Genomic DNA, 13,746 nt, shown 5'->3' on the forward strand with positions numbered 1-13,746 from the left:
AGAGGGGAAAAAGACTGTACTGAAATTAGCTTGTTTACCCATTTCTTCCGCTCCCTATCACCCATCCTCTTTTTTCTCTAACTCCTAACTCTTGTACAGACGCGATTAATCGCGTCTCTACTTAGCACTTAGCTACTAACTGTCTTTTTCGGCTATAGCAATTTGCAGCATGGTTTTGAGTACAGAGTCAGGGTTAAGACTCATGGAATCAATTCCTTGTTTTACTAAGAAGCGGGTAAATTCAGGATAATCGTTAGGTGCTTGACCGCAAATACCTATTTTACGTCCGTGCTGTTTAACAGTAGCGATCGCTTTAGCAATTGTTCGCTGCACAGCGTCATCGCGTTCATCAAATAAATGCGCTACTAACTCCGAATCTCTATCTAGTCCCAGTGTTAACTGCGTCAGGTCATTCGAGCCAATGGAGAAGCCATCAAATACTTGACTAAATTCATCTGCTAGTTGCACGTTACTGGGTAACTCGCACATGACATAAACTTGTAAGCTGTTTTCTCCCCGCACCAAACCATGTTTTGCCATTTCTGCCAGCACCCGCCGACCTTCTTGGGGAGTACGGCAGAAGGGAATCATTAAAATTACGTTGGTTAAACCCATCTCATCCCGTACCCGCTTCATTGCTTGACACTCCAGGGCAAAACCTTCCCGGTAGCGTTCGTCATAGTAGCGAGAAGCACCACGCCAGCCAATCATCGGGTTGTTTTCTTGGGGTTCAAACTGCTTGCCACCTAAGAGATTGGCGTATTCGTTGCTCTTAAAGTCTGATAGGCGGACAATTACAGGTTTGGGATAAAAAGCAGCAGCGATCGCACCAACACCTTGTGCTAATTTATCTACAAAGAATTGCGCTTTGTCTTCGTATTGGGCAGTTAATTCAGCGATTTTGTATTTGGCAAGTTTGTCTTCTAACTCATCAAAGTGAATCAACGCTAGAGGGTGTGCTTTGATGTGGTTAGCAATCATAAATTCTATCCGTACTAATCCCACCCCATCATTAGGAATAGCAGTTAAGCCAAAAGCTTCTTCTGGATTGCCTACGTTGAGCGTAATGTGGGTGTGAGTGCGGGGCAGTTTTTCTAATGCTACTTCTGTTACTTCGTAAGGCAATAAACCCTGGTAAACCTTTCCAGTTTCACCTTCCGCACAACTGATGGTGATTTCTTGCCCCGTTCTTAAAACATTAGTGGCATTACCACAACCAACAATTGCCGGAATTCCCATTTCTCTGGCAAGAATTGCTGTGTGACAAGTGCGCCCACCTGAATTGGTGACAATAGCGCTGGCACGTTTCAAAATCGGTTCCCAATCAGGGTGAATACGGTTTGTTACCAGCACTTCTCCTGATTGAAACTGGTTAATTTGATCTACATCCATAATGACTCTGGCTTTGCCTTGCCCAATCATTTCGCCAACACTATTACCAGTCACAAGAGGATGGGGGGACAAGGAGAAATTATTTAAGAATTCTCTTTCCTGCTCTCCTGCTTTTTCTACAAGGCGATAGCTACGTAGCACGTTGTTCATCTTCTGAGACTGCACCGTTTCTTTCCGCGCTTGGACAATAAATAATTCATTAGTTAAACCGTCTTTTGCCCATTCAATATCCATGGGTGTGTAAACGCCACACACTTGGGAATAGTGTTCTTCAATTACACAGGCCCAATGTGCTAGTTGTAAAATCTCGTCATCGTTGAGTGCAAATCGGGTGCGATCGGATGGTGTAACAGAGATGTTTTTGGTTAATTTCAAGCCTTCCTGGTCATAAACCATCTTTATTTCTTTAGTACCCAGACGCTTTTTAATAATTGAGCTATATCCCTGTTTCAGGGTAGATTTAAATACTAAATATTCATCGGGGTTAACTGCTCCTTGGACAACATTCTCACCCAAACCGTAAGCTGCGGTAATGAGGGCAGCATCTTTAAAACCTGTCTCAGTGTCAATAGAGAACATTACGCCAGAAGTTGATAAGTCAGAACGCACCATTTTTTGCACGCCCACTGATAAGGCAATATGAAAGTGGTCGAAGCCTTTAATTTGTCGATAGGAAATGGCACGGTCTGTAAATATTGAAGCAAAACACTTGTGACAAGATTCCAGAACAGCCTCTAATCCGTGAACGTTTAAAAAAGTTTCTTGCTGTCCAGCAAAGCTAGCATGGGGATCTTGAGTAGTGGCACTAGAACGGACGGCTACATCAGTGTCAGCACCATAATTTTGGCAGAGGTTTTCGTAGGCTAGAGCGATCGCTTTCTGTAATTCTGGAGGAAACGGAGTTTGGAGCATAAGCAATCTCGCTTTTCTGCCACACTGTCGCAGATTTGTAACATTCTCGACATCTAAATTTGTAAAAATCTCTCTGAGTTTTGCTTCTAAACCTGCTGAAGAAATGAAATACCTATAAGCATAAGCAGTTGTAGCGAACCCTGTGGGGACTTTCACTCCTTTGCGTCGCAGTTGCTGAATCATTTCACCCAGAGAAGCGTTTTTAATGCCTACTAAAGCAATGTCTGCAATCCCAACTTTGCTCAAAGGCAAAACTAAGGCTTGTTCTTTAGAGATTGGGTTTTTATTGTCTGAATGTACAAGTATTTCTAACATGACTGAAGTTCCATAAGTATCAGGATACTTAAAAGGCATGTAGTAAATTAATCTACTACTAAGGTTCGCACTTAATGTTTATAGAGAGTTATTTTGAGGATCTTGTGAGGATAAAGCTAGTAAGCAATTCTATTCACATTTGACATATAGATAAAGTCAGAAACGTTTAACTAGCTTTGTATTGAAAAGCTAATGGATTGCGGACGGATTTTCTCATGAGGTAGCAACTAGACTGCAACTATACATCAAGTACTAAAAATTACTATTACTATTAGTGCTAGTAAAATTTTAAAAAGCTAATTCGTGGGTATTACTTAAGCAATTATGTATAAATATTAAAAAAAATTGATTAATATGATTTTCTTCACAACTTCCTCATATTTGACGACTATCCTCGAATTATAAATAGTTTGTTTTGAAAAACTACTGGCTTATCAACTGAACCGCTTTAATATTGAACACACTTATTTACAATCAGGGTTTCAAAAAATATGACTTACTGTCCTTGCTGTTCTGGATTACTTTTACAACATGTACGTGGTTCCGAAATTTCCTGGTTTTGCCGCCATTGCTGGCAAGATATGCCAGTATTTAGTGGAAATAATTCTGGGTCATTAACAGAGCTTGTTGTAGGAGAATTATCTCCCAATCTTCAGACCCGAAAAAATACGAATACCAGAAAATACACTAGCAACCGCAAAACTGTAACTGGGTGGATAGGGGTACAAGATGTGCCCGCATAAAACGCTCGCACTTATAATGTTTAACTTGCATATTCTAGCCTCTCTCAAAGTCTAAATAAGTAAACGCTGAGCTTGAGCAAAACGTACCAATTTTGGATTTTAGCTCGCACCTTTGGTGCTATTCCAGCGCAACTTAAATTTTGGATTAAAAGGCTTTTCCAGAAATTTCAAACAATACTATCCATCCCAATTTGGGACTATACTCTGATAGACGACTAAATCGTGTTATTGCTCAAGTATGACTGCTATATCATGCAAAATTCGTCAAAATTTCTTATAAATGCCCTCAAGTGCCTGTTTTTTAGATAGAAATATGGTGCTAAAATGCCAAAAATTCCGTTTCATAACTTAATTATTTAAGACCCTCGAAGATATTCGGGGGTCTTTTATTTAATTTTTAATTTTTAATTGTTAATTCAATAAGGATGCTGTTAATGTAGAGCAATTTCTACGTGCAGCTTCAATCGTCTTCCCAGTTTTCACAACCTAATAAGTCAATCACCCTATCTCTGAGCAAAAATTCGTTTTTTTCGAGTTCTAGCTCAAAACATACCCAGTCGCGATCGGGGATGTATTTACAGAGTGCGTAAATTGGTTGTTGACGGTGAACAAGTCCCTTATTCACCAGTAGACGTGCTTCTTCCTTGATAACCTCAATGTCATATTTAACAGCAGTATCCATGGCTTGTTCCTTCGCTTTTGATCGAGGAATTAAGAGCCAAAACATTTTTGTTTTGACTTTATCTTAAACTTATCAAAAAAATTGGAGGAAATTGTGAAGAATCAAGACGTTGAAACTTGCTTAATTTAGCTAATTTATCAGTCTTTAGATAGACTCATTGCAGAATATTTTATGCGGATTGGGAAATTTTTAATTAGGGAGTGGGGGGATGAGGGGCATGAGAGAGATGAGGAAGATGAGGGAGAAATAATAACTACTCCTACCTCGTACCTCCTGACAACTAACAACTAAACGGCAGTTGCTACCCTGCGGGAACGCGCTTGACCGAACAAGTCGGCAAAGCCGACGACAGTCGCCTCAAGTCGAGCCACTGCCTCCTCCTAACTCAGCACTGTTATTCACCAGACAAACGCCAAATCTTGATAGTATTATCCTCACTACCACTGACTAGGGCCTTACCGTCAGGACTGAAGGTAACAGATGTCACAGTATCGGCATGACCGACAAGAGTACGAATTTCTTGTCCTGTGGTTAAATCCCACAATTTGATTGTGCGATCGCGGCTAGCACTGGCAAGGGTCATACCATCTGGGCCAAAGGCGATGGATGTAATGGTGTTGGCATGACCAACAAGAGTACGAATTTCTTGTCCTGTGGCTAAATCCCACAATTTGATTGTGCGATCGCGACTGGCACTTGCAAGGATTGTACCATCAAGACTGAAGGCAACGGATGTGATCGTGTTAGCATTGCCAGCAAGTGTACGGATAGCATTTTCCTTGCCCAGTTGCCAAATTTTAATTGTCTTGTCAAAACTGCCACTAGCTACAGTACGACCATCTGGGCTGATAGCGACTGACCGCACCCAAAATGTATGCCCTGTAAATGTACGTATTAGCCGTCCCGTTGCTAGATTCCATACTTTAATGGTGTTATCATCACTGCCACTCACCAAAGTCTTACCGTCCAGGCTGATGGCTAGCGCCTGAATCGAGTCGGAATGCCCCTCCAATGTGCGGATTTCCTTTCCTGTTGCCAGATTCCACAGTTTGATAGTTTTGTCATCACTACCACTAACCAGAGTTTTACCATCTGGGCTGATAGCCACAACATTTACCTTTCGGGAATGACCTTTGTATGTGGAGATTTCTTCTCCTGTCGCTGCATTCCACAGTTTGATCGTCGGTTCAGCATCGCCACTGCTAGCAATGGTTTTGCCATCTGGGCTGATGCTCACCGATACAACTGATTTTTCATGACCTTTAAGGGTGTTAGCTAAGGAAATATTATTTGAGCTAATATTTAGCGCACTCTTATCCGAACTATTGTGATGCTGGCTCAGCCTAGATAACAAAATGGTATGAACGCGGCGATATTGGTTATACCAAGTTTCTCCAAATCCGAACAAGAGGATGACAGTACTCACCAAAACTATATTTCTGAACAGGGTAGATTTGACTGGTAATAATGGTGTCTGTGTTACTGGTAGTTTTCCAGACGACTGACCAGATGCTGGCAGTGCAAGTATTTGTTTTGGAGTCAAATCTTTGATCGCTTCATCAGCTGATTGGTAACGTTGCTGGATGTCTTTTTTCAACAGCTTGTCGAGAAGACAATCCAATTCAGGAATTAATGGATTCCGCAAATATTGCCGCCAATCGTTCACCCAGCCGTACCCATGTTCCATCCACAACTGAAAGGGGGAAGTTCCAGTTAGTAGGTGAAAGCAAGTAGCCCCCAAAGCGTACAAATCGCTAGCTGGGCAAGCTTTACCATCTCTGAGCTGTTCTAGAGGAGAATAGCCATGTGAGCCGATTGATGTGCCGATTTTCTTTTGTACTTTTGCTGTAAATTGCTTAGAGGAACCAAAATCTATCAGACTTAATCGCCCATCTTTACGACTGCGGATAATATTTTCTGGTTTGATGTCTCGGTGAATGACACCGCGATCGTGAATGAACTGGAGAACGGGTAATAAATCATACAAAATTGCTTGAATTTCCCCCGGTCTATACATCTTTCGCTGCTGTAACTCCTTTAACAAATTCTGCCCGTTGATAAACTGTTGCACTAAATACAGACAGTTGTCTTGCTCAAAATAAGCCAAGAGAGTTGGTATTTGTGGATGTTCTCCTAGTTCTTGTAATCGCTTTGCTTCTTCAGCAAACAAATCCATTGCTTTCTTCTGCGACCAAGTTCCTTGGAATTTTGGCGCTAGTTGCTTGATTACACAACGTTCATTGAGTTTATCTGTATCTTCTGATAGATAAGTTCTGCCAAATCCCCCCTCATCAGAAAGCACCCGGATGACACGGAAGCGATTTCTCAAAAGTGGCACCAAGGGGGTGCTACAAGTTCGGCACAACTTCTTTCCATTGGGATTTAGGGGATTTGGGCAATCGGGATTTAAGCAGCAGATCATAATCTGACAGACGCGACTGCACTACAAAATAGGCTAAGTTTGTCCCGAAATTTCCCTTAATAAAATTGGCTCTTGTGTGATGTTGGTAGAAAACACTGGTGTTGAAATTGGGGAATTACTTGTAGAGACAATATTGGTAAATGCTAGCCAGTTCTCCAACTTTGTGGAAAACTACAAGAGCCTGAAAATTAATTATTTTACGATTATAGAATATTCTTGTAAAAAAGTGTTTGCGACTTGAAATTCAGGTAAATCTGCTTGGCTATCACTGAATAAAAAGTCACTTGATATTTAGTAATAATTATTGTTTGTGAATTATTAATGTTTATCTACGTAATAAAACAAACTCACTAAAAGTATATTTTGTGGTAATTTGTTATGCAAAAAAATTGCAATTGAATCGAGTATACCTTTGACAGTCATCCCTCAACAACCACATTAATTTGATACTTGAGATAAGTAATGATTTAACTGACGGTGCGACTTATTTTCTTGGAGTTTAGCTTTTCGTGCGCGAATGGCGATCGCTGTTCGGGCTATAGGTGGCACATATATCTCAGGACTTTCTACTTTTGTTTGACAATTGCTGCTGAGTGGTTGGGTAGTCAAACAATTAGTCAAAGTTGGTGAATAGTTTTGAGTACCTAAAGCCTTGATAACATCATCAGTTGTATTAAAACGCTCTTGTAAAGAAATTTTCAACATTTTTGCCAAAATCTGAGCAAAACTGTCACTGATATTGACTTCTTTGTGCCAACATATCTCACCAGTATCAGTATCATGTTCAAATTCTAAAGGTGCTTTGCCAGTCAGTAAATAAAGACAAGTTACACCCAGAGCATAAATATCACTAGCATAAACTGGACGTAAAGCAAACTGTTCCGGAGGTGCAAACCCCATCGTTCCCACAAAATTGGTAGTTGCGGTTTTACGGAGTGAGTTTTCACAAGCGTCAGCCAATTTTTCTTTCACCGCGCCAAAATCTATCAGTACTATCCGCCCATCATCTCCACAACGTAATAAATTTTGGGGCTTAATATCCCGATGAATCACATGATTTTGATGAACATACTGCAAAACTGGCAGTAATTCTTGCAAAAACTGTTTAACTGCGGCTTCAGTTTTAGGGCCTGTTCGCTTCACTTGGCGGGCTAAGGTGTCACCCGGTATATATTCTTGAACTAAATAAAACTCTCCATTCCCTTGAAAGTAGTCCAGTAGCATGGGAATTTGCGAATGGCTACCGAGTTTAGCCAAAGTTTTTGCTTCTTTTTCAAAACGCTGACATGCACTTTGCCAGCTTTTGGCACTAGTCACTTTGGGACAAAGCTGTTTAATGACACACAAGGGATTTCCAGGCAATACAGCATTTTTAGCTAAAAAAGTGATGCCAAAACCACCTCTACCTAAAATTCGCAGTATTTCATAGCGATCGCGAAATAACTGCTTGGAACCACACATCTGACCAAGCCGATTTTGCTGTAAATTGTACTCGCGAAAATTCGCGATCGTTCCTGAAGAGACATTCATCGGTCAAGCACAGCTACTGGATAGTGTTTTTAATTTAACCACAAATATATTTTAATGGCAGTAGTATTACTGCATCTTTGCAAAATCCTGACCTTTGCTATTATCCAAAAGCAAATTTAAAATAAAAAATTTAACATTTTACCGTAAATTCATCCGGACATACTGAAGGGTGAAGTATGAAGCTGATTTTTCTTCATCCTTCACCCTAGCCTGTGGCAAGTCGTTATGCATCTAAAGCCTTTCTAAGGTACTTCAATCGGAATTAAAGTATTTTCTGGCAAGTAGTTGCAAAAACGCCCTTCATCCGATGTAACCAAAATCAAGCGTAGAGGATAATCTGGTGGAACTTGTAAATCTGCCCACGGCACTGCTACTTCCAAACAAGTATTTAAACCTACTTGAGCGCGGCTAAAACGGGGATGCCATTGATAATTATCTCCAGCTTCTCGAAATTGCAGCGATTGTGTTAGCAAATTAATCTCCAGATGGTGATGGAACAGATAATTAACTGGGGCTGCATCGGGAACATCTGCTAAGGGAACTGGGCTGTTGTGCATTGTTTTATTGGGATAGAACCATAGCAGATTCAACTCTGGTGGTAAATCCTTTCCTGGCGCAACGCCACTTTTAAAGTCCACTCGCAAATAGAAATTTAGGTGATCGACCCCATACCAAAGTCGCTGGATGACACTGCTATTGTGCATCGTCCCTCGCGCCCCGCCAATTTCTATGCGCCCAGCTTTGTCCCAGTCCTGTTCATCACCTTTACCATCAATAACGGGATGAATAAACCCTTCGGGCCTATGGTCGGCTCTTGCTTCGTGAACCTCCACTGCTTGCCTGAGATAGGGCGGTACAGGTTCATTTAAAGCTTTGTAAATGCCAAACAGGTGTTCTCGAAACAATTGGTCAAAGATGGCATCTTGATTTGAGGAATGACCTTCACCAAACCACCAGAACCAATCAGAACCTTCTGCGGCGTACAAAGCTTCCCAAGCTGCTGGGTTGTTTTCTTCTGTGGCTTCGGGATGATTTGCTAGGGTAATCCTGGCTTGTGTCAGGTAGTCCCAAGCACGATTTTTGGCGGGGTCGCCAATCCAGGTAGTGAAGCTACCATCAACCCAAGAACCGCTATGCAGTTGCCCTCCGGGGATGGTGGCTGTGGGTGGAAATTGTTGGAGAAATTCGGAGACGGTGACGAGTTTCAGGTGGGGTTCGTTGCTTAAGCTTTGATACAACGCTTCTAGGAAAGGTTTGCCGTCTTGCTGATAAAATTCCCAGCAATTCTCTCCATCTAAGGCGATGGTAACTAACCAAGGTTGTTCGCTGGGGCATTCTCTTTGCTTTTTGGCGATCGCTTGTAGGTGTCCCACTAAGTCTGCAGCCGCCTGTTTTGGTGGCATCGCCCCGTAAGTAAAGCCAATCAAATCCGATAATCTGTGGTCGCGAAAGACAATTGCCAAATCACCTGCTGGTGTTTCCAGGTGGTACGGTCGGTACAGTAATTCTGGCTCTTGGACGTTCCCTGCCCCATCTCGATGGAAGAAGTGTTTTAGCGTCCAACCTAAGACGGCTTCATCCGAGCAAATCCACTGAAATCCTTGTTTAATAATATATGGCAATATTTCAGGACTTACTGATTGTTCTGAAGGCCACAGACCGCGCGGTTCCTGCCCAAAGCGCTCTCTATATAATTCCCAAGCTTTCCGCAAGTGGCGGGGAATGTCTTCCGACCACCGAAATCTGGAGTTAGGTAGCGTCATATTTGGCACAGCTACACGTCCAGAGTTGGTATCAGCTAGCAAAGGCAAAATTGGGTGGGTGTAGGGCGTGGTAGTAACCTCTAGCTGCCCCGCTGCTTGCATTTTGCGATGTTGGGGGATGATGCGACTGAGGATTTCGCGCTGTTTGGAATAAATCCGCTGGCGATCGCTTAAAGTAAAATTTCGACCTTGTTTTAACCAAGCTGCAATTTCCGGATCGTCCCAAAACAGAGGATCGATCCAAGCTAGATTATGCCAAGCGAGCAAATCGCTATAATCTGGCAATTGCCAATTTGCCAAACACCAAGATTGCCCCTTTTCCTGCTTTTGCTGATACAACTGGGCATAGCGGGGATGGGGATCGATTAGAGTATGGTGATTGGCATCAAAAAAGTGTTGGATAATAAATTCCCGTTGTTGCTGAGTTAGTTGTTCAACGGGTGTCAAGCTAGCTGTGAGGTAAGGGTCAAAAGCAGTGCCAGCAATATAATCTTCTATTTGTAACATCAGGGATGGTACCAAATTCACCGTTTGGTGTAACTTGGGATACCGCTCCAGGATTAATACCAGATCCAAATAATCCTTAGTGCCATGCAACCGTACCCAAGGCAAGCGGTAATGTTGACTAGAAGAAAGCGAAATGCCGCTGTCAGGAGATTTGTACAGCGGCTGATGTTGATGCCAGATAAACGCAACGTAGAGTGGATGGGACATAGAAGGTGATTGGGTATTGGGTATTAGGGAGTGGGGATTAGAGATTGGGGATTAGGATTAGGAATTGGGGAAAAGGAAAGGGGAAAGGGGAAAAAGGAAGAACCATCCCTTTGCCCTTTAACTTTTAACCCTTTGGGCGACGCTTCTTTGTCGCTACCGCTACGCTAACGCCAGTTATCTACCGAGGGAAACCCTCCCCGAAGTTGCCACGACGCGACGGCACTTTCTTCAAGTCGGTAAAGCCGACGGCAGTTACTTCAACGGGGGGAACCTCCGCAACGTACTGCCTCCCCAACGGAGTGTCTTGGAAACCCACGCAAGGCACTTCTCTTCGCAGCACTGGTCTCACCTTTTCCCTGTCTTTCCTAGTCCCCAGTCCTCAGTCCCCAGTCACCAGTCCCCAGTCCCTAGATTACTTGCTCGACTTCTCCAATTTCAGGAATCAATTCCTTCAGGCGGCGTTCAATGCCCATTCTCAGGGTCATTGTAGAACTCGGGCAAGAACCACAAGCACCTTGCAAACGTAGTTTGACTACAGGGCCATCAAGTTCTACAACTTCCACATTACCGCCATCAGATATCAGATAAGGGCGCATTTCATCTAAGACAGTTTCGACGTTTTCAAGTGTCAGTTCCATGGTTTAAGTCCTCTTTCGGCTGAAAAATCTTTATATTCAATAGCTTGTTAACTCAATCCTAGATCCAATTGCTGCTAGATTGTGTTGTGTGTCAAGTTTGGGAGCTTGAGAGTCATGTGTTCATGACTCATGAATAAACCGCTGCTGGTTCTAGCAGTCTTATATTAGAGTAGCTATACTCAATTTTGGAACGTTGTCCATTTATATACTCTTGTACGACATGTGAGGGTTTCCCTCTGGGCAAACTTTGGTGATTCAGCACTCAGCACTATTTGATAAGTCGTTGTCACTAGATAAAAGCACTACTGGTTGTTGATAAAGAGGTACTGAGAATATGACTGTTGAACCAAGTCCTTCACCAAGACTATAAAAATGCACTTCACCACCCATTGCCTCTACTAGCTTCTGGGATATTGCCAATCCTAAACCCGTACCACCGTACTGGCGAGTACGAGAGCCATCTACCTGAGAGAATAATTGAAATAATTTATCTTGTTTATCCAAGGAAACACCGATACCAGTGTCTGCCACCCTGACTCTCACCATTCCTGGAAATTGCTGTTCCTGAAATTTTGCTTTTTTCAGTACTAAATCGGCGCTGATAGTGATGCCCCCTTCTTGAGTAAATTTAATGGCATTGTTCACCAAGTTGAGCATAACTTGTAGCAATCGTTGGTAATTGCCTTGGACAATAATTTCATCAGAGGTGGGAGGCAATTGCATCCGGAAGCTGAGTTTTTTCATCTCTGCTTGGGGACGCATGAAACTTTCTACATCACCGAATAGCTCATCTAGCTTGACTGGAGCGCAAGCTAACTCCATTTTACCTGCTTCGATTTTGGCTATGTCTAAGATGTCGTTGATGATGTTTAGCAGGTGTATTGATAATTGGTGAGCTTCTAGCAAAAATTGATTCTGTTCTTCTGGGTCATCTGCCATGCCCTCTAAAATCAGCTTCAAAAATCCGATCATGCCGTTGAGAGGGGTGCGAATTTCATGAGATACATTGGCCAGAAATTCACTTTTGAGGCGTGAGGCTTCTTCGGCTTTTTGACGCGCTGCTTCTAATTCTTTATATAAAGTAGCATGGGCGATCGCAGTTCCTAACTGATCTGCTACTTCTTTTGCTATCTCAAGTTCTGCACCTGTCAACGGGCAGCATTCATCTCGCAGAGTTATAGCAATTAATCCATTGGCTTGGTCTTTATAGCATGTAGCTACCACCAACATTTTCTGCTGCGGACACAAACTACACTCAGATACCTCCATCACAATTGGTTCTAGGGTTGCCAATGCTTGAGCAAAGGCTGGCTTAGAAGTTACATCTATTTCTTCGCCAAGCATTGAGCTACTACAAGCTGGCTGATGATACTCTGCTATCACCCGCACTCTCGAGCTAGAAGGCTGGTATGGACAAATAATACAGCGCTCTAGCCGCAGTGCTTTCCCCAAACTGTCTACTGTTTGTTGCCAAATGATATCCAAATCCAATGTGCGCCGAATATTTCTGGTAATTTGATTGACAAGCTTTTGATGTTGCTGTGAACGTAAAGCCAACTCTACCTGTGTGCATGGTTTTGATACCACATTCACTTCTTTTTTGTTGACTGTTGCTTGCAATAGCCGTCCCATTACCAAAACTGTAGTAGTAGCTGTTCCCAATTGCGGCATTATTGGGCAAATCAACAATTCCAACTCGAATAACTCTTGGTGGCAGCTAAACCAGCACTGAAACTTTTCCGGCACCAAACTGGTCAAAATTCGGTGCAACCGTTCCAAATAGGCAACCTTATCCACTGGGGCAAAAGTTTCATTCTCATCGCCCTCATTAACTATTTGCTCAGAGTTTAACCCCAACAGTTCGCTTTGCTGCCAGTGAAAGGTCAGATAGCGTCCTGCCCCATCTTGCGTGTACACCAACTCCGCTCCGAGAGTTGATAATGAGCCATCGCTCTTACTATTGAAATATTCCAGATTTTGGGGAAATAAGTTTGGCAATTGGGAATTGGCAGTAATAGTCATTAATCGAGTTGGATAGACAAATAGCAACTCAAAACAGTTTTTTTAAAGCTGTTAAAAGTTTGGCATAAAATGTTACAGCTTTGACAAACATACATTGGTATTTTGGCTGATTTGGAATCCAGATTGACAAACTTCACATTTGTTTATTTTCTTTTTACAGCTTATTTATGGATGTCAATCGTTCCATTCTCCCCTAGGTGGAATAGGGGTGCGGTGAGGGGTACGTGTCAGTTCATCATCTCTAGGAACATCACCCCGCAACCATTGCCGGATCGCTACCTCAATCACTTTACTGGGGTCATTGGTTAAATGCTGAATTTGCTCCAATAACTCCGAATCTAGGCGGACAGCAATTTCTACCTTATCGGCTCGTCTTTGCTCCGCATCGGTAGCTTTCTCTTTCATATTCATAGGTTTATATACTCAGAGGTTGCTTTTTCAAAAGCTTTGTAAAGTAGTTCTATTCATGGTTCGGGTTTATTTACTGACAAGTTTTAAAGGTCACAATTACATAGTTCCCCGAAATCGTACCAAAATAACAAGGTCAGGTTTCAAGTGTTAATTTTCATAGAACTCGCTATACAGTAGCTCTCTAGAAGTTTTGTCAGTAAAT

The 13,746-nt window shown here is 42.4% G+C and carries 10 protein-coding genes; 1 reads left to right on the forward strand and 9 read right to left on the reverse strand.

What is annotated here, in order from left to right; all coding sequences use genetic code 11:
• Positions 1-135: 135 nt before the first annotated feature.
• Positions 136-2,619, reverse strand: coding sequence for a phosphoenolpyruvate synthase (gene ppsA / locus RMY31_RS20175; RefSeq protein ID WP_322658565.1), 2,484 nt, complete (start codon positions 2,617-2,619; stop codon positions 136-138).
• 491 nt (positions 2,620-3,110) lie between these two features.
• Between ppsA and RMY31_RS20180 the strand changes: the two genes are divergently transcribed.
• Complete coding sequence (locus RMY31_RS20180) at positions 3,111-3,362, forward strand: hypothetical protein (protein WP_322658564.1); 252 nt, start codon at positions 3,111-3,113, stop codon at positions 3,360-3,362.
• A 460-nt stretch (positions 3,363-3,822) separates the two neighbouring features.
• On the opposite strand, the gene RMY31_RS20185 is transcribed toward RMY31_RS20180, so the two are convergent.
• The 8 genes from RMY31_RS20185 to RMY31_RS20220 all read right to left on the reverse strand — a co-directional run bounded on the left by RMY31_RS20185 (position 3,823) and on the right by RMY31_RS20220 (position 13,544).
• Positions 3,823-4,044, reverse strand: a complete 222-nt coding sequence (locus RMY31_RS20185; RefSeq protein WP_322658563.1) for a DUF4327 family protein — start codon at positions 4,042-4,044, stop codon at positions 3,823-3,825.
• A gap of 394 nt (positions 4,045-4,438) precedes the next feature.
• A complete protein-coding gene (locus tag RMY31_RS20190; protein ID WP_322658562.1) occupies positions 4,439-6,466 on the reverse strand; it encodes a serine/threonine-protein kinase in 2,028 nt (675 codons plus the stop codon).
• A gap of 438 nt (positions 6,467-6,904) precedes the next feature.
• Complete coding sequence (locus RMY31_RS20195; RefSeq protein WP_322658561.1) at positions 6,905-7,996, reverse strand: serine/threonine-protein kinase; 1,092 nt, start codon at positions 7,994-7,996, stop codon at positions 6,905-6,907.
• A 242-nt stretch (positions 7,997-8,238) separates the two neighbouring features.
• On the reverse strand, positions 8,239-10,473 hold the full coding sequence (locus tag RMY31_RS20200) for a glycoside hydrolase (RefSeq protein WP_322658560.1): 2,235 nt from the start codon (positions 10,471-10,473) through the stop codon (positions 8,239-8,241).
• A gap of 178 nt (positions 10,474-10,651) precedes the next feature.
• The gene (locus RMY31_RS20205) at positions 10,652-10,822 is read right to left on the reverse strand and encodes a hypothetical protein (RefSeq protein ID WP_409878125.1); all 171 of its coding nucleotides are present in this window, start codon (positions 10,820-10,822) and stop codon (positions 10,652-10,654) included.
• Positions 10,823-10,880: 58 nt separating this feature from the next.
• Complete coding sequence (locus RMY31_RS20210; RefSeq protein WP_322658559.1) at positions 10,881-11,111, reverse strand: NifU family protein; 231 nt, start codon at positions 11,109-11,111, stop codon at positions 10,881-10,883.
• A gap of 255 nt (positions 11,112-11,366) precedes the next feature.
• The gene (locus RMY31_RS20215) at positions 11,367-13,133 is read right to left on the reverse strand and encodes an ATP-binding protein (protein WP_322658558.1); all 1,767 of its coding nucleotides are present in this window, start codon (positions 13,131-13,133) and stop codon (positions 11,367-11,369) included.
• A gap of 174 nt (positions 13,134-13,307) precedes the next feature.
• Positions 13,308-13,544, reverse strand: coding sequence for a hypothetical protein (locus RMY31_RS20220; protein WP_322658557.1), 237 nt, complete (start codon positions 13,542-13,544; stop codon positions 13,308-13,310).
• Between the last annotated feature and the right edge of the window lie 202 nt (positions 13,545-13,746).

This window comes from Dendronalium sp. ChiSLP03b (assembly GCF_034531165.2).
Lineage (GTDB): Bacteria > Cyanobacteriota > Cyanobacteriia > Cyanobacteriales > Nostocaceae > Dendronalium > Dendronalium minutum.

Excerpts from the sequence above, each read along its gene's own strand:
- ppsA (WP_322658565.1), bottom strand. The coding sequence starts at position 2,619 with ATGTTAGAAATACTTGTACATTCAGACAATAAAAACCCAATCTCTAAA.
- RMY31_RS20180 (WP_322658564.1), top strand. The coding sequence starts at position 3,111 with ATGACTTACTGTCCTTGCTGTTCTGGATTACTTTTACAACATGTACGT.
- RMY31_RS20215 (WP_322658558.1), bottom strand. The coding sequence starts at position 13,133 with ATGACTATTACTGCCAATTCCCAATTGCCAAACTTATTTCCCCAAAAT.
- RMY31_RS20200 (WP_322658560.1), bottom strand. The coding sequence starts at position 10,473 with ATGTCCCATCCACTCTACGTTGCGTTTATCTGGCATCAACATCAGCCG.
- RMY31_RS20210 (WP_322658559.1), bottom strand. The coding sequence starts at position 11,111 with ATGGAACTGACACTTGAAAACGTCGAAACTGTCTTAGATGAAATGCGC.
- RMY31_RS20185 (WP_322658563.1), bottom strand. The coding sequence starts at position 4,044 with ATGGATACTGCTGTTAAATATGACATTGAGGTTATCAAGGAAGAAGCA.
- RMY31_RS20190 (WP_322658562.1), bottom strand. The coding sequence starts at position 6,466 with ATGATCTGCTGCTTAAATCCCGATTGCCCAAATCCCCTAAATCCCAAT.
- RMY31_RS20195 (WP_322658561.1), bottom strand. The coding sequence starts at position 7,996 with ATGAATGTCTCTTCAGGAACGATCGCGAATTTTCGCGAGTACAATTTA.
- RMY31_RS20220 (WP_322658557.1), bottom strand. The coding sequence starts at position 13,544 with ATGAATATGAAAGAGAAAGCTACCGATGCGGAGCAAAGACGAGCCGAT.